This window comes from Serratia sp. K-E0102 (genome assembly GCF_029962625.1).
Taxonomy (GTDB): domain Bacteria; phylum Pseudomonadota; class Gammaproteobacteria; order Enterobacterales; family Enterobacteriaceae; genus Serratia; species Serratia sarumanii.
This window is the reverse complement of sequence record NZ_CP124754.1, coordinates 3,217,341-3,231,686: the sequence shown is the minus strand read 5'-3', so window position 1 is coordinate 3,231,686 and position 14,346 is coordinate 3,217,341. Positions and strand designations below refer to the sequence as shown.

Genomic DNA, 14,346 nt, shown 5'->3' with positions numbered 1-14,346 from the left:
AATGTGGAAATTGATAATTTCATTTTTCGGAAGAGTCTATGGATCGGTTAGACGAGTTGGCCATCTTCGTGGCGGTGGTGCAGCAGGGCAGTCTGGCGGCGGCCGGGCGCAAACTGCGGCGCTCGGCGCCAGCGATCACCCGGGCGATCGCCGCGCTGGAACAGCGGTTCGGCACCCGACTGGTGGAACGCACCACCCGGCGGCTGGCGCCTACCGAGGCGGGCGTGCGGCTGCTGGAGCGCGCGCAACAGCTGCTGCAGGATTATCAGGCGGTGGTGCAGGATACCGCCGAAGCGCAGCTGAGCGGCTTGCTGCGCGTCACCTCGCCGGTGCAGTTCGGCCGCCGCTACGTGGCGCCAGTGGTGATGGCGTTTCTCGATGACTATCCGCAGATGCAGATCGAAATGGTGTTGAACGATCGCAATCTCGATCTGATCGACGAAGGATTGGATATCGCGGTGCGCATCGGTCATCTGCAGGACTCTTCCCGCGTGGCGCGGCGGCTGGGGCAGGTCAGCCGGGTGACGGTCGCCAGCCCGGCTTACCTGGCGCGCTGCGGCGAGCCGCGCTCGCCGGCGCAGCTGGCGGAGCACGCCACCATCGTTGGCACCCAGCGGCCGTCGCTGCGCGAATGGCGCTTCGGCCCGCAGGAAAACGGCGAGCGCGTGCGCTTGGCTCCCCGGCTGTTGCTCAACGACGTGGAGGCGCAGCTGCTGGCGGTGCGCGCCGGCAAGGGCATCGCCCGGCTGCTCTCGTATCAGGTAGCGGACGATCTGGCCGCCGGCACGCTGGTACGGCTGCTGGCGGACCATGAACCGTTGCCGATGCCGGTACAGCTGGTGGCGCAGCAGGCGCAGCGCATGCCGCTGAAGGTGCGCGCCTTTTGGGATTATGCGTTTGAACGGCTCAGCGCATTGCCGCAAATTCAGCCGGACGGGCGGGGAAAATAAGCGCGAAAAGTTTCATGGGTTAAACTTTTTCGCCGCCTGTCTCATTTTATTTTACCGGGCGCGCATTGCTGATGCGCCCATCTTGACAATAATGTTGCCGGTGCTAATAGTTAATTCATATCTTAAATAATAAACGAAGTTTAATATATGAAACAACTTGCGGGGAGCTATGACAACGGCGCCACGGTGGATAATGAAGACGCTATTTTGACTTCATTTCAAACTCGCAGCGCGGCTATTTATCATCAGGCTAAGCATGAAAAGAATATTGCGTATGGCGAAAGCGAACGCGAGACGTTTGATTGGCTTTATTCTGCAAAGCAGCACCAGGGCACGTTAATTTTTATTCACGGCGGCTATTGGCAATGCTGCGATAAGGCAGATTTCGCCTTTATCGCCGCCGGGCCGTTGGCGTTGGGTTTTGACGTGGTGCTGGTGGAATATGCGCTGGCGCCGGCGGTTAATCTTGACGCTATTTGTCGCCAGGTGGGGGCGGCGCTTGATGCTATTCAGCGCCGTCTGCCGCCGCACTATGCCCATCCGGTGCATCTGTGCGGCCATTCCGCCGGCGGGCATCTGGCGGCGTTTTGGCAGCGGCATGCGTTGGTGGATGCGGTCTTTCCCGTCAGCGGCCTGTTCGAACTGGCGCCGCTGCAAGAGAGCTATGTCAACCGGGCGCTGCAGCTGACCGCGCGGCAGATTGAAACGCTCAGCCCGGCGCGTCACCCGCCGGCGCGCAGTAAGCCGCTCACGTTGTATTACGGCGCTGATGAGCTGCCGGAACTGATCGGCCAGTCGCAGCACTATCACGCGGCGCTGCGCCAAGGCGGGCTACCGGCCGATCTGGTCGCGGTGCCCGGCGCCAATCATTTCACCATTCTGGATGCGTTGTTCGCCGCCGACGGCGCGCTGCTTCGCCAACTTGACCACCACGGGAACCACTGACATGCGCGAAATCGTAGCGACCGGGCTGCCGGAGATCGGCCAGCCTTTTTCCTGGGCTACCCGGGGCGGCGGCATGCTGTTTACCGCCCACGGCCCGGTGCGGGCGGACGGCAGCATCGAGACCGGCGCGCCGGAGCGACAGATTGCGTTAACCTTCGACAACCTGGCCCAGACGCTGAAGGCGGCGGGCAGCCACAGCGATAAGGTGCTGCAGGTAATGGTTTATCTCACCGACGTTAACGACGTTAAATTGCTCGATGATATTTACCGGAAATACTTTAATTATCCTTATCCCAATCGCTCCACGGTTATTGTCGAAAAATTGGTGGTGCCGGGAATGAAAATAGAAATTACCGTCAGCGCCATCGCCTGATTTAATTTCTCATTAAGTCCGTCTTCATATTAATTCAATAACGAGTTAAGGATGCGTCATGTTTAAACAGATTGCACCTTCCGCGGCCGATTCTGTTCCATCGCTGATGGGTGTCTATTTGCAGGATCCCAATCCGCAAAAAGTGAATTTAGGCATTGGCCTCTATTACGACCGGCAGAATGATTTTCGCCCGGCCGCATGTGCCTGCCGGGGCTCAACCCCGGCAATATCGACTACGTGACCGCCGCCATTCTCGACGTCACCCGTACCGCCTAACTTCGCTCGGGAACACAGCCATGCCACAGATGAATGATTTTGAGCATATCGCCCGCCGTCAGGGCGGGTTGAACAAGCATCTTACCGCCGGGCAGATGTCGATGCTGGCGATCGGCGGCGCCATCGGCACCGGGCTGTTTCTCGGCAGCGCCTACGCCATTCAGATGGCGGGGCCGGCGGTATTGCTGAGCTACCTGATCGGCGGCGTTATTGCGCTGCTGTTGATGGGGTGCCTGGCGGAAATGACCTCCGAACACCCGACGCCCGGCTCGTTCGGCGACTATGCCGAATTCTACCTCGGCCCGCTGTTCGGTTTTCTGGTGCGTTATTCCTACTGGTCTTGCGTGGTGCTGGCGGTGGGCACCGAAGTTACCGCCATCGGCATGTACATGCAGTTCTGGTTCCCGGCGACGCCGACCTGGCCGTGGGTGCTGCTGTTCTCGGCGGCGGTGATCGTCGTCAATGTGATCGGCGTGAAGTCGTTCGGCCAGGTGGAATACGCGCTGTCCACCGTCAAAGTGACGGCGATCGTGGCGTTCATTCTGATCGGTCTCGGCATGCTGGCGTTCTCGGGCAACCCGGCCTACGGCCTGCGCAACCTGACCGCCGGCGGCTTCATGCCGTTTGGCGTCAAGGGCATGTGGTTCGCAACGATCGTGTCCATCTTCAGCTACCTGAGCATTGAAATGATCGCGGTGGCCGCCGGCGAGGCGAAAAATCCGGTGATTGCGGTGAAGGCGGCGTTCAAGGGCACCCTCGTGCGGCTGTTCATCTTCTACATGCTGTCGATCGCCCTGATGCTGGCCATCGTGCCCTGGCGCCAGTCCGGCACCGGTGAAAGCCCGTTCCTGATGGCGATGAACGTCATCCATCTGCCCGCCGCCGCCGGTATTTTCAACTTTATCGTGCTGGTGGCGGCGCTGTCGGCGATGAACAGCCAGCTGTATATCACCACCCGCATGATGTTCTCGCTGTCGCGTGCCGGGCAGGCGCCGGCGGCGTTGGGGCGCGTCAGCCGGCGCGGCATTCCGGTCAATGCGCTGGCGATGTCGTGCATCGGCATCGTGGTGTCTATCGTGCTGAGCCTGGTGGCGCCGGAAACCTCGTTCGCCGCCATGATGTCCATTTCGGTGTATGGCGCCTGCTTTACCTGGCTGATGATTTTCGTCACCCATCTGTTCTTCCGCCGCCGGCATCGGCAGACCCACCTGAAATTCCGCATGTGGGGGTTCCCCTATACCACCTTGCTGGGCGCCGGGCTGATGGCGGCGCTGATGATCTCGACCGCGTTTACCGAATTCTTCCGCATGACGCTGTGGTTCGGTATTCCGTTCACCTTGCTGCTGGTGGCGGCCTACCGCTTCCAAAGCCGCCGCGCGGCGGCGCCGTCGCCGTTCAAGGCGCCGGAGGTGGAGTAATGCGGGAGAGGGGCTGAGGCGCGCCTCAGCCCCGGGGATTACAGCTGGCTTTTCGGGATCAGGTGGTCGCCGAAGCTCAGGCGCTGGCGGCCCGGTTCGATTTCGGTCAGCGGCGCCACTTCGCGCAGCGAGGATTTGCAGCGCTGAACCAGATCTTGATATTCGCGGGTGCCGGCGATCTTCCAGGCCAGTTCTTGCTCGGTCAGATCGCGCAGCACGCGTGCCGGGCTGCCGACCACCAGCTTGTTGGCTTCGAGAGTCGCCGCGGCTTTGACGAACGCCATCGCGCCGACGATGGTGTTCTCGCCGATCTCCGCGCCGTCCATCACCACCGCATTCATGCCCACCATCGCATTGCGGCGAATGCGGCAGCCGTGCAGGATGGCGCCATGCCCGATATGGCCGTCTTCTTCCACCACCGTGTCCTGCTGCGGGAAGCCGTGCATCACGCAGTTGTCCTGAATGTTGGCGCCGTCGCAGATCACCAGGCGGCCAAAATCGCCGCGCAGGCTGGCGTTCGGGCCGATGTACACGTGTTTGCCGACGATCACGTCGCCGATCAGCACCGCCGTCGGGTGCACGTAACTGCTGGGGTCAACGACCGGCGTCAGGCCGTCAATCTGATACACAGGCATAGCGTGAGTTCCTTAATATGTAGGGTCGCGCGGCAGGCCGCCGAAGCGCCGATAGTAGCCGGCGGCCGGCGCGGGCAGGGCGCCGATGGTGGTTTCCGCCAGCGCGCTGACGTACTCCGTCGCGGCGCGATCGACCTGCTGATAGAGATTGATGCACAGATTGCGGGCGATCTGGCCCTCCCACTGCGCGGGCAGCAGCGCGTCCGGCAGCAGCGGATCTTTCAACACCACGCGACGGAAGAAGTGAATCAATAATAGCTTAATCTGGAAACAGCGCAGCGGCGTCAGCGCCGCCGGGTCGACTTCGCGCAGCAGCGCCATCAGCGGCCGGAAGGAGACGATAAACTCATGATAGCCGGCCGCCACCTCGCTCAGCGACCAGCAGTCGGCCACCAATTTCTGCAGGGTTTGCTCGGAGCGGTTGTAGGGATAATCGGCGCGGAAATAAATCACCTGCTCGCTGGCGTTCAGCTCGCCGAGCAGCGCCGTTACGTCGGTTTGCGCATGGGTAGGAGCGGCCATCAGGTTGCTGGCGATTTGCCCGAACCCGAGCCAGCCCAGCTCTTTTTTCAGCCGCGCGCGCGCGTTTTTTTCGGCGCTTTCCAGCAGCAACAGCTCCCACTTGCCGTCCCAGGCGGGCTGCTCACGCAAATAGATTTTCGATTCGGCGTGGCGGAACTGGCGCATCCCTTGCTCGGTCAAGCGGTAGAAGCTGCGGCGGCCTATTTTCTCCACCGCCAGCCACCCTTCTTTTTGCAGGCGGAACACCGAGGTGCGCACGAAGCGATCGCCGAAGCCGAAGGCCTCCAGCAGCGCGCTCAGGCTGCCGAGCCACACTTCGCCGCCGCGGTGGCTGAGCGCGTCGCCGTACAGCGAAATGATCAGCGAGGTGCCGCTGATCGGCTGCGCGTCGACGGCATGGCGAATGAACTCATCCAGTTTATGTTCCATATTTTTCCATGGGTTAGCATTCGATGAGCCATAACATTACGCTTAATTTGGGGCGGCGTCATCCGTGACGCCGTGCGCCTTAGCGCGGCCGCAAATCGACCACGCGCTGCGCTTTGCCTTCCGATCGCGGAATATCGCCGCAGTTGGCGATGCTGACGTCGGTGCTGACGCCCACGATCGATTTGATGTGGTGGCGCAGCTGGTGGCAGATGTCGCAACGCTGCTGGTGGCTGAGGCTGAGCGCCGATTCTTTCAGCTCGACGCGCACCGCCAGCGTGTCCAGGTGCCCGCTGCGGCTGACCTGCAGCTGATAGTGCGGCGACAGTTGCTCGAACTGCATGATCTGCTCTTCCACCTGCGACGGGAAGACGTTGACGCCGCGGATGATCAGCATGTCGTCGGAGCGGCCGGTGATTTTGCCCATGCGGCGCATCTGGCGTGCGTCGCCCGGCAGCAGCCGGGTGAGATCGCGGGTGCGGTAGCGGATCACCGGCAGCGCCTCTTTGGTGAGGGTGGTGAACACCAGTTCGCCGTGCTCGCCGTCCGGCAGGACGACGCCGGTTTCCGGGCAGATGATCTCCGGCAGGAAGTGGTCTTCCCAAATGGTGGGGCCGCCGCCGCTTTCCAGGCACTCCATCGCCACGCCCGGCCCCATCACTTCCGACAGGCCGTAAATGTCCAGCGCCTTGATGCCCATGCGGGTTTCGATTTCGTGGCGCAGGGCTTCGGTCCAGGGTTCGGCGCCGAACACGCCGAGCCGCAGCGAGCAGCCGCGCGCGTCGCCGCCCATCTTGCGTTCCAGCTCGTCGATCAGCGTCAGACAATAGGACGGCGTCACCATGATGATGTCGGGTTTGAAATCGAGGATCAGCTGCGCCTGGCGTTCCGTCTGGCCGCCGGACATCGGGATCACCGTCGCGCCGAGCCGCTCCGCGCCGTAGTGCGCGCCAAGGCCGCCGGTGAACAGGCCGTAACCGTAGGCGACGTGCACCTTGTCTTTGGCGGTGGCGCCGCCGGCGCGCAGGCAGCGGGCGACGATATCGGCCCAGTTATCGATGTCGCGCTGGGTGTAACCCACCACCGTCGGGCGGCCGGTGGTGCCCGAGGAAGCGTGGATGCGCACCACCTGTTCCATCGGCACCGCGAAGGTGTCGAACGGGTAGTTGTCGCGCAGATCCTGCTTGGTGGTGTAGGGGAAGCGCGCCAGATCGCTCAGCTGTTTGAGATCGTCGGGGTGCACGCCGGCCTGGTCGAATTTGCGTTTGTACATCGGCACATTGTCGTAGGCGTGGTGCAGCGTCCACTTCAGACGCGCCAACTGCAACGCTTCAATCTCATCGCGCGAGGCGAATTCGATCGTTTCGAGGGGCTGTGGATTTATTGTCATGGTTAGCCTCAGGGGTCAGACACGCTCAATGATCATGGCGATGCCCTGGCCGACGCCGATGCACATGGTGCAAAGCGCGTAGCGGCCGGCTCGCCGTTCCAGTTCAAACAGGGCGGCCAGCGCCAGGCGCGCGCCGCTCATCCCCAGCGGATGCCCCAGAGCGATCGCGCCGCCGTTGGGGTTGACCTGCGGGGCATCGTCCGGCAGGCCAAGCTGGCGCATCACCGCCAACGCCTGGGCGGCGAACGCTTCGTTCAGTTCGATAACGTCCATCTGCGCCAGGCTCAGCCCGGCGATTTCCAGCACCTTGCGGGTGGCCGGCAGCGGGCCGATGCCCATCAGCCGCGGCTCTACGCCGCAGGTGGCGGTGGCAACGATGCGCGCGCGCGGCGTCAGCCCCTGGCGCGCCGCCATCGCTTCGGAGGCGACGATCAGCGCCGCCGCACCGTCGTTCAGGCCTGAGGCGTTGCCGGCGGTGACGCTGCCGGGCTGACGGAACGGGGTTTTCAGCGCCTGCAGCTGCTCGAGGGTAGTGTCGGGGCGTGGGTGTTCATCCTGGCTAAACAGCGTCACCGCGCCTTTTTTGCCGCTGAGGCTGACGGGCGCTATCTCCTGCGCCAGGTGGCCCAGCGCCTGCGCCCGGGCGGCGCGCTGCTGGCTGCGCAGCGCAAAGGCGTCCTGATCGGCGCGGCTGATGTTGAACTGTGCCGCGACGTTTTCGGCGGTCTCCGGCATCGAATCGGTGCCGAACTCGGCCTGCATTCGCGGATTGACGAAGCGCCAGCCGAGGGTGGTGTCGTACAGCTGCGCCTGGCGGCTGAAGGCGCTGTCGGCCTTGCCCATCACCAGCGGCGCACGGGTCATCGATTCCGCGCCGCCCGCCAGCAGCAGCCCGGCGTCGCCGGCTTTGATGCTGCGCGCCGCCATCGCCAGCGCATCCAGGCCTGAACCGCACAGGCGGTTCACCGTGGTGCCGGACACGCCGACCGGCAATCCGGCCAGCAGCAGCGCCATGCGCGCCAGGTTGCGGTTGTCTTCCCCGGCCTGGTTGGCGCAGCCGAGGATCACGTCGTCCAGCTGCGCCCAATCCACCTGCGGATGGCGTTCCAACAGCACGCGCAGCGGCAGGGCGGCCAGGTCGTCGGCGCGCACCTGGGCCAGCGCGCCGCCATAGCGGCCGATCGGGGTGCGCACGCCGTCGCAGATAAATGCCTGATTCATGCCTGATCTCCTAAAATGCTGTGGCCGAGGCGGTGCGCGCGGCCGCGGAACCAGGCGACGGTTTTGCCCCGTTGGTTAACGATCTCGACGTCATACAGCCCGGTGGCTTTGCCCTGATGGCGCACCGCCGCGCTGGCGGTGAGGCGGTCGCCGGCCAGCGCCGGGCGGACGAAGTCGATGCTGCAGCCGGAGGCCACCGCCGCCAACCCCTGGCTGTTGCAGGCGTAGGCGAAGGCGGTGTCCGCCAGGCTGAACAGCTGGCCGCCGTGGCAGGTCTGGTGGCCGTTGAGCATCTGCGGGCCGACGGTCATGCTGACCTGAGCGTATCCGGCGTCGACGGCGTCGATGTGCATTCCCATCGCCTGAGCGCAGGTATCTTGCTGGAACATCTGTTCGGCGCAGCGCTGAGCCAGCGCGCGCGGCGTATTGGCGTTCATCGTTCGGCTCCTGGGAAAGAGGCGGGGGAAGCGTAGCGGCGCAGCAGCGGCATTGGGCGATAGCGCGCTTCGCCGTAATAGCGTTGCAGGTTTTCCAGCGTCGCCAGAATGTGGCGCCAGCCGAGCGCGGCGCCCCAGGCCAGCGGGCCGCGCGGATAGTTGACGCCGCGCAGCATCGCCAGATCGGTATCTTCGGCGCTGGCGACGCCTTTGTTCACCACGTCGAGCGCTTCGTTGGCCAGCATGGCCAGGGTGCGCATCGTCAGCAGGCCGGGGTAGTCCGGCAGTTGAATGACCTGCTTGCCAAGGGACTGCAATAGGCGAATCGCTTTGGCATTGTGTTGCGCATCGTTTTGCGCCGCGCAGCTGATGGCGATGGCGGAAGCGTGCGCATAGTCGGCACAGAGATCGAACAGCACCACGGGCGTTCCACGTTCGTCGGCCAGTTGGCTGGCGGTTTTACCATTGGTTAACATCAGTGTAACGTCGTCGATCGTGACGTGCGGGCTGGTCTGGCCGGGTTGTTTGATCGCCCCCGCATTTTCGATCAACAGTTCCGCCAAATCGGCCAGCGAAGACCAGTCGCCGTGCAGCGTAACGCGTTGCGGCAATGCGGCCTGCGCCGGAGGCGCAAAGGCGATCGCGGCGGCGGATCGCGGTGCGTCGTAGCGGTAGAAACCGCGGCCGGACTTGCGGCCGAGGCGCCCGGCCGCCACCAGCTCCTGCTGCACCAGTGAGGGCGTGAAGCGCGGATCCTGATAGAAGGCCTGATACACCGATTCGGTCACGGCGTAATTGACGTCCTGGCCGATCAGATCGGTCAACTGCAGCGGGCCCATGGCGAAGCCGCCGGCGTCGCGCAATACCGCGTCCAGCGTGGCGGCGTCGGCCACCCGTTCCTCAAGCGCGCGCAGGGTTTCGGCATAGAACGGCCGCGCCACGCGGTTGACGATAAATCCGGGCGTCGAGCGGCACACGACGCTTTGCTTACCCCAGCGCTGCGCCAGGGCCTGCAGCGCGGCGAGGGTCTCGGTACCGGTCTCCAGACCGCTGACGATCTCCACCAGTTTCATCAGCGGCGCTGGGTTGAAGAAGTGCAGCCCGGCCATGCGCTGCGGGTGTTGCAGTGCGCCGGCGATGGCGGTGATCGACAGCGAAGAGGTATTGCTTACGAACAGCGTCGTGGGCGAGCAGATCGCCTCCAGATCGCGGAACAGGCTCTGCTTAATCGCCAAATTTTCCGCCACCGCTTCAATCACCAGCGTGCAGTCGGCCAGCTGCTCGAGCGAGTCGGCGCGTTCGAGGCGCGCCAGCAGCGCTTCGGTGGGCGCGGCGTCGGCCTTGCCGCCGTCTACCCGCTGGCGCAGGCGGCGAGCGAGATCGTCGATCGCGCGCTGGGCGGCGGCGGGCGCGATATCGAACAGCCGCACCGGGTGGCCGGCGGCGGCGGCCACCTGGGCGATGCCGATGCCCATGGTGCCGGCGCCGATCACCGCCACCTGGCCGTTAATAAGGGGCGCGTTCATGGCTATTTCCCGCTGAAGTTGGGCGTGCGTTTGGCAAAGAACGCGCTGACGCCTTCGCGATAGTCGTCGCTGCGGCCGCCCAGGCGTTGCAGATCGCGCTCCAGATCGAGCTGCTGATCGAGGCTGTTGGTGGCCGAGCTGTAGAGGGCTTTCTTGATCAGCCCCAGGCCGTAGGTCGGCTGGGTAGCCAGATGGCGCGCCAGCGTTTGCGTGCGGTCAGTCAATTCATCCGCCGGCACTACCTGCCAGATCATGCCCCACGCCAGCGCCTGTTGGGCGCTGATTTTGTCACCCAGCATGGCCATGCCCATCGCGCGGGCGTGGCCGGCCAGCCGCGGCAGGAACCAGCTGCCGCCGGAGTCAGGCACCAGCCCCAGACGGCAGAACGACTGAATGAAGCTGGCATTGTCGGCGGCGATGACGATATCGCACGCCAGGGCCAGCGCGGCGCCGGCGCCGGCCGCCACGCCGTTGACCGCGCACACCACCGGCTTCGGCAGGGCGGTCAGGCGACGGATCAGGGGGTTGTAGAAACGTTCGACCGACAGGCCGAGATCCGGCGCCTGTTGATCGGCGCTGACGTTGCGATCGTTGAGATCCTGCCCGGCGCAGAAACCGCGCCCGGCGCCGGCGATCAGCAGGCAGCGCACGCTGTCGTCGCGCTCGGCTTGCGTCAGCGCTTCGCTCAGCTGGCGATGCATCTCGTCGTTAAAGCTGTTGAGCCGATCCGGCCGGTTGAGGGTCAGCGTCAACACGCCGGCGTCGAGATGGCTGAGAATCAATGCGTTATCCATAAATCAGCGCCCCTGATAGTTTGGCGTACGTTTTTCGAAAAAGGCGGCGATGCCTTCGCGGCGATCGTCGGTGGCGGCCAGGGTGACGAACTGCTGACGCTCCATCGCCAGCCCCTGGCTGAGGCCGGTTTCCTCGGCCTGTTTCAGCGCCTGTTTGGCGGCGCGCAGCGCCAGCGGCGCCTGACGGCTGATGCGTTCGGCAATCTGCTGCGTGCGTTCCAGCGTCAGGGCATCGACGCACACTTCGCCGATCAGGCCGGCCTGCAGCGCGGTGCGGGCGTCGATAGGCTCGCCGGCCAGCACCATCTGGCTGGCGCGCGACTTGCCGACGCAGCGGATCAGGCGCTGGGTGCCCCCGGCGCCCGGTATCAGGCCGAGGGTGATCTCCGGCAGGCCGAAGCGGGCGCTTTCGCCGCCGATGACGATGTCGCAGGCCAGCGCCAGCTCACAGCCGGCGCCCAGGGCATAACCGTTCACCGCCGCCAGCAGCGGCTTGCTGAACTGCGCCAGACGCTGCCACAGCTGCGGACGGCGATCCGCCAGCGCGGCCGGCAGATCCTGCTGTTGCAGTTCGCGCAGATCGGCGCCGGCGGCGAAGAAGCGCGCCGCACCGGCGATCACCACGGCGCCCACGCCGCTGTCGGCGTCGGCCTGCTCCAGGCGGGCAACCAGCTGTTCCAGGCACGGCGTGCTCAGGGCGTTGCGCGCCTCCGGGCGATGCAGCGTCAGCGTGACCACGCGGTGCTGCTGCTGATGTAAAATAAAGGGGGTGTCCATCGCGGCTCCTAGACGTCGAAGTCCAATACCACGCCGTCGCCTTTCGGCCACGACTGGCAGCTCAATACGTAGCCTGCCGCCAGCTGATCCGGCTCCAGGCTATAGTTGACGCCCATCTCCACCTGGCCGGCTTTCAGACGGCATTTGCAGGTGGCGCAGACGCCGCCTTTGCAGGCGTAGGGCAGGTCGGCGCCCTGGCGCAGCGCGGCGTCGAGAATGCTGTCGTCCTGTTCGCCGATCTCGATATCCAACCGGCGGCCGTCGAGCAGGATCGCCACCCGGGTGGCGTTGCGATCGCCGCTGTGGCGCGGGCGGGCGGCCAAGCCGCTGGTGTTGAAGCGCTCGCTGTGGATGTGATTGGCCGGTACGCCGGCCTGTTCCAGCACGGTTTGCGCGTCGTCCATCATCGATTCCGGCCCGCAGATAAAGGCGTGGTCATAGTCGCGGAAATCCAGCAGCGCGCCGCCGATCGCCGCGAGGCGTTCGCGGTCGATACGGCCGCTGAGCAGCGGGCTGTCGAGACTTTCTTGGCTGAACAGGTACAGCGGCTGAAAACGCTGCGGGTAGCGGTTTTTCAGATCCGACAGTGCCTCTTTGAACATCATCGAACGGCTGTTGCGGTTGCCGTAGATCAGGGTGAAGTTGCTGCCCGGTTCGAGCTGCAGCGTCGCCTTGATGATCGACAGCATCGGCGTGATGCCGGAGCCGGCGGCGATCGCCAGGTAGTTGCCGTGGCGCTCTGCCTGCGGCTGGTAGCCGAAGCGCCCCTGTGGCACCATCACCTCCAGCGCGTCGCCGACCTTCAGCATGCGGTTGACGAAGCCGGAAAAGCGCCCCTGGTCAATCGCCTTCACGCCGATCTGCAGCAGGCCTTCCTGCGGCGAACTGCAGATGGAGTAGCAACGCCGCAGCTCTTCGCCGTTGACCAACGCCTTGAGCGTCAGGTGCTGGCCGGGGGTATAGCGGTATTGGTTTTGCAGCTCTTCGGGCACCCGCAGGGTGATGGCTACGGCGTCCGGCGTTTCGCGCTCGATGGCGGCGACGTTCAGGCGATGAAAGACCGTCATGGTGTCAGCGCTCCTATATGCATTTGAAATAATCGAACGGTTCCCGGCAGTCGCAGCAGCGGTACAGCGCTTTACAGGCGGTGGAGCCGAACTCGCTGATCTTCTCGCTGTGGGTGCTGCCGCAGCGCGGGCAGGCTACCGGGCCGTGGGCGTGTGGCCGATCGCAGGTGTGCCCCTGCGGTGGCGCTACGCCGTATTGCCGCAGCCGTTCGCGGGCGTCGGCGTTCATCCAGTCGGTGGTCCAGGCCGGGCTGAGGCGAATGTCCACCTGCACCGGGCTGAAGCCGGCGGCCGCCAGCCGCTGCTCGATGGCGTTGAGCAGAAATTCGGTGGCCGGGCAGCCGGAATAGGTTGGAGTGAAGGTCACGCGCCAGCCAGCGCCGTCGCGCGCCACGTCGCGCACCATGCCCAAATCGGTGATCGACAGCACCGGCAGCTCGGGATCGCTGATCTGCTGCAGGCAGTGCCAAATCTGCGGAATTTCGGCGGGTTGCAAACGGGTGACGTTCATCGCGGCCTCCTACCATTGCCCGTTTGGATAGGCGCGCTGCAGGAACTGCATCTCCGCCAGCAGCGGGCCGAGGTGTTCGCTGTGCCGGCCTTGCTTGCCGCCGTGCCGAAACGCCTGCTCGGCAGGCAGCGCCAGCGTCGCCTGGCGCAGCGTCTCTTCCACCTGCGCTTGCCAGGGGGCCTGCAGTTCGCGCGGATCGACGGCGATGCCTTGTTCCGCCAGTTCCAGCTCCAGCGGGTCGGCGTGGAACAGCTCGGCGGTGAAGCGCCACAGGTTATCCAGTGATTGCTGGATCTTGCGGTGGCTGACGTCGTTGCCGTCGCCGAGGCGGATCATCCAGCCGCGGCTGAAGCGCAGGTGGTAATCGGCCTCCTTCAGCGATTTGGCGGCGATGGCGGCGATCTGCGCGTCGCGGCTGCGGCTCAGCGCCTGGTGCAGCTGTACGTGGTAGGCATCGAGCAGGAATTGACGCACCAGCGTGTCGTTGAAACCGCCGTTCGGCTGCTCCGCCAACAGCAGGTTATGAAACTGGCGCTCGTCGCGCCCGAAGGCCAGGCTGTCTTCGCTGCAGGGCGGGCCGGCCAGTTCGGCGGCGTAGCCCAGGAAGTTGCGCGCCTGGCCGAGCAGATCGAGCCCGATGTTGGCCAGCGCCAGATCGATTTCCAGCTCGGGCGCGTGGCCGCACCAGGCGCACAGGCGCTGGGCGAGGATCAGTGGCGTGTCGCCCTGGCGGAGTAAATAGCTGATGCGCGGATCGTTAACCGTCATTGTCGCCTCTACATGTTCTTGATGCCGTCGGGAATGGTGTAAAACGTCGGATGACGGTAGATCTTGTCTTCGGACGGATCGAAGAACGCGCCGCGATCTTCCGGCTGCGAGGCGATCAGATGGCGCGACTGCACCACCCAGATCGAGCAACCTTCGTTGCGGCGTGTGTAGGCGTCGCGGGCGTTTTCCAGCGCCATTTGGTCGTCGGCGGCGTGCAGGCTGCCGACGTGGCGATGCGCCAGCCCTTGTTTGCTGCGGATAAACACTTCATACAGCGGCCATTCAACGTGGCTCATGATCTCGGTTCCTT

Annotated in this window: 16 protein-coding genes and 1 pseudogene; 5 read left to right on the top strand and 12 right to left on the bottom strand. The window is 64.5% G+C overall.

All coding sequences use genetic code 11. From position 1 onward, the window contains the following. Window positions 1-38: 38 nt before the first annotated feature. The 5 genes and pseudogenes from SSARUM2_RS15525 to SSARUM2_RS15505 all read left to right on the top strand — a co-directional run bounded on the left by SSARUM2_RS15525 (window position 39) and on the right by SSARUM2_RS15505 (window position 3,962). Complete coding sequence (locus SSARUM2_RS15525; RefSeq protein WP_033647869.1) at window positions 39-950, top strand: LysR family transcriptional regulator; 912 nt, start codon at window positions 39-41, stop codon at window positions 948-950. A 147-nt stretch (window positions 951-1,097) separates the two neighbouring features. Then, on the top strand, window positions 1,098-1,895 hold the full coding sequence (locus tag SSARUM2_RS15520; protein ID WP_041035751.1) for an alpha/beta hydrolase: 798 nt from the start codon (window positions 1,098-1,100) through the stop codon (window positions 1,893-1,895). 1 nt (window position 1,896) lies between these two features. Beyond that, window positions 1,897-2,268: a RidA family protein gene (locus SSARUM2_RS15515; RefSeq protein WP_060452558.1), complete on the top strand. Its 372-nt coding sequence runs from the start codon at window positions 1,897-1,899 to the stop codon at window positions 2,266-2,268. 58 nt (window positions 2,269-2,326) lie between these two features. Beyond that, window positions 2,327-2,446 (top strand): annotated as a pseudogene (locus SSARUM2_RS15510) (aromatic amino acid aminotransferase); the annotation flags it as partial. Window positions 2,447-2,564: 118 nt separating this feature from the next. Continuing rightward, complete coding sequence (locus SSARUM2_RS15505) at window positions 2,565-3,962, top strand: amino acid permease (protein ID WP_049197280.1); 1,398 nt, start codon at window positions 2,565-2,567, stop codon at window positions 3,960-3,962. 38 nt (window positions 3,963-4,000) lie between these two features. On the opposite strand, the gene paaY is transcribed toward SSARUM2_RS15505, so the two are convergent. The 12 genes from paaY to paaB all read right to left on the bottom strand — a co-directional run bounded on the left by paaY (window position 4,001) and on the right by paaB (window position 14,332). After that, window positions 4,001-4,597, bottom strand: coding sequence for a phenylacetic acid degradation protein PaaY (gene paaY, locus SSARUM2_RS15500; protein ID WP_033635110.1), 597 nt, complete (start codon window positions 4,595-4,597; stop codon window positions 4,001-4,003). 12 nt (window positions 4,598-4,609) lie between these two features. Further along, window positions 4,610-5,548 (bottom strand): phenylacetic acid degradation operon negative regulatory protein PaaX, encoded by a 939-nt coding sequence (gene paaX / locus SSARUM2_RS15495; RefSeq protein ID WP_060452559.1) that lies wholly within the window; start codon window positions 5,546-5,548, stop codon window positions 4,610-4,612. A gap of 79 nt (window positions 5,549-5,627) precedes the next feature. Next, window positions 5,628-6,935, bottom strand: coding sequence for a phenylacetate--CoA ligase PaaK (gene paaK, locus SSARUM2_RS15490; protein WP_041035743.1), 1,308 nt, complete (start codon window positions 6,933-6,935; stop codon window positions 5,628-5,630). A 15-nt stretch (window positions 6,936-6,950) separates the two neighbouring features. Then, window positions 6,951-8,156, bottom strand: coding sequence for a 3-oxoadipyl-CoA thiolase (gene pcaF, locus SSARUM2_RS15485; protein ID WP_060452560.1), 1,206 nt, complete (start codon window positions 8,154-8,156; stop codon window positions 6,951-6,953). Continuing rightward, on the bottom strand, window positions 8,153-8,593 hold the full coding sequence (paaI, locus tag SSARUM2_RS15480; protein WP_033635105.1) for a hydroxyphenylacetyl-CoA thioesterase PaaI: 441 nt from the start codon (window positions 8,591-8,593) through the stop codon (window positions 8,153-8,155). The genes pcaF and paaI overlap by 4 nt, the downstream gene beginning before the upstream one ends. Continuing rightward, on the bottom strand, window positions 8,590-10,119 hold the full coding sequence (locus tag SSARUM2_RS15475) for a 3-hydroxyacyl-CoA dehydrogenase (protein ID WP_060452561.1): 1,530 nt from the start codon (window positions 10,117-10,119) through the stop codon (window positions 8,590-8,592). The genes paaI and SSARUM2_RS15475 overlap by 4 nt, the downstream gene beginning before the upstream one ends. Before the next feature lie 2 nt (window positions 10,120-10,121). Further along, window positions 10,122-10,913, bottom strand: a complete 792-nt coding sequence (paaG, locus tag SSARUM2_RS15470; protein ID WP_033653574.1) for a 2-(1,2-epoxy-1,2-dihydrophenyl)acetyl-CoA isomerase PaaG — start codon at window positions 10,911-10,913, stop codon at window positions 10,122-10,124. A gap of 3 nt (window positions 10,914-10,916) precedes the next feature. Then, complete coding sequence (gene paaF / locus SSARUM2_RS15465; RefSeq protein ID WP_060451664.1) at window positions 10,917-11,690, bottom strand: 2,3-dehydroadipyl-CoA hydratase PaaF; 774 nt, start codon at window positions 11,688-11,690, stop codon at window positions 10,917-10,919. Window positions 11,691-11,698: 8 nt separating this feature from the next. Further along, a complete protein-coding gene (gene paaE, locus SSARUM2_RS15460; RefSeq protein WP_060452562.1) occupies window positions 11,699-12,757 on the bottom strand; it encodes a 1,2-phenylacetyl-CoA epoxidase subunit PaaE in 1,059 nt (352 codons plus the stop codon). Window positions 12,758-12,770: 13 nt separating this feature from the next. Continuing rightward, on the bottom strand, window positions 12,771-13,268 hold the full coding sequence (gene paaD / locus SSARUM2_RS15455) for a 1,2-phenylacetyl-CoA epoxidase subunit PaaD (protein ID WP_033653577.1): 498 nt from the start codon (window positions 13,266-13,268) through the stop codon (window positions 12,771-12,773). A gap of 9 nt (window positions 13,269-13,277) precedes the next feature. Beyond that, a complete protein-coding gene (gene paaC, locus SSARUM2_RS15450; protein ID WP_060452563.1) occupies window positions 13,278-14,036 on the bottom strand; it encodes a 1,2-phenylacetyl-CoA epoxidase subunit PaaC in 759 nt (252 codons plus the stop codon). Between the two features lie 8 nt (window positions 14,037-14,044). After that, window positions 14,045-14,332: a 1,2-phenylacetyl-CoA epoxidase subunit PaaB gene (gene paaB, locus SSARUM2_RS15445; RefSeq protein ID WP_004935173.1), complete on the bottom strand. Its 288-nt coding sequence runs from the start codon at window positions 14,330-14,332 to the stop codon at window positions 14,045-14,047. Window positions 14,333-14,346 lie beyond the last annotated feature (14 nt).

Coding starts and splice junctions, on each gene's coding strand:
- SSARUM2_RS15505 (WP_049197280.1), top strand. CDS start 2,565: ATGCCACAGATGAATGATTTTGAGCATATCGCCCGCCGTCAGGGCGGG.
- paaK (WP_041035743.1), bottom strand. CDS start 6,935: ATGACAATAAATCCACAGCCCCTCGAAACGATCGAATTCGCCTCGCGC.
- paaB (WP_004935173.1), bottom strand. CDS start 14,332: ATGAGCCACGTTGAATGGCCGCTGTATGAAGTGTTTATCCGCAGCAAA.
- paaX (WP_060452559.1), bottom strand. CDS start 5,548: ATGGAACATAAACTGGATGAGTTCATTCGCCATGCCGTCGACGCGCAG.
- paaF (WP_060451664.1), bottom strand. CDS start 11,690: ATGGACACCCCCTTTATTTTACATCAGCAGCAGCACCGCGTGGTCACG.
- paaC (WP_060452563.1), bottom strand. CDS start 14,036: ATGACGGTTAACGATCCGCGCATCAGCTATTTACTCCGCCAGGGCGAC.
- SSARUM2_RS15515 (WP_060452558.1), top strand. CDS start 1,897: ATGCGCGAAATCGTAGCGACCGGGCTGCCGGAGATCGGCCAGCCTTTT.
- paaD (WP_033653577.1), bottom strand. CDS start 13,268: ATGAACGTCACCCGTTTGCAACCCGCCGAAATTCCGCAGATTTGGCAC.
- pcaF (WP_060452560.1), bottom strand. CDS start 8,156: ATGAATCAGGCATTTATCTGCGACGGCGTGCGCACCCCGATCGGCCGC.
- SSARUM2_RS15520 (WP_041035751.1), top strand. CDS start 1,098: ATGAAACAACTTGCGGGGAGCTATGACAACGGCGCCACGGTGGATAAT.
- SSARUM2_RS15525 (WP_033647869.1), top strand. CDS start 39: ATGGATCGGTTAGACGAGTTGGCCATCTTCGTGGCGGTGGTGCAGCAG.
- SSARUM2_RS15475 (WP_060452561.1), bottom strand. CDS start 10,119: ATGAACGCGCCCCTTATTAACGGCCAGGTGGCGGTGATCGGCGCCGGC.
- paaY (WP_033635110.1), bottom strand. CDS start 4,597: ATGCCTGTGTATCAGATTGACGGCCTGACGCCGGTCGTTGACCCCAGC.
- paaI (WP_033635105.1), bottom strand. CDS start 8,593: ATGAACGCCAATACGCCGCGCGCGCTGGCTCAGCGCTGCGCCGAACAG.
- paaE (WP_060452562.1), bottom strand. CDS start 12,757: ATGACGGTCTTTCATCGCCTGAACGTCGCCGCCATCGAGCGCGAAACG.
- paaG (WP_033653574.1), bottom strand. CDS start 10,913: ATGGATAACGCATTGATTCTCAGCCATCTCGACGCCGGCGTGTTGACG.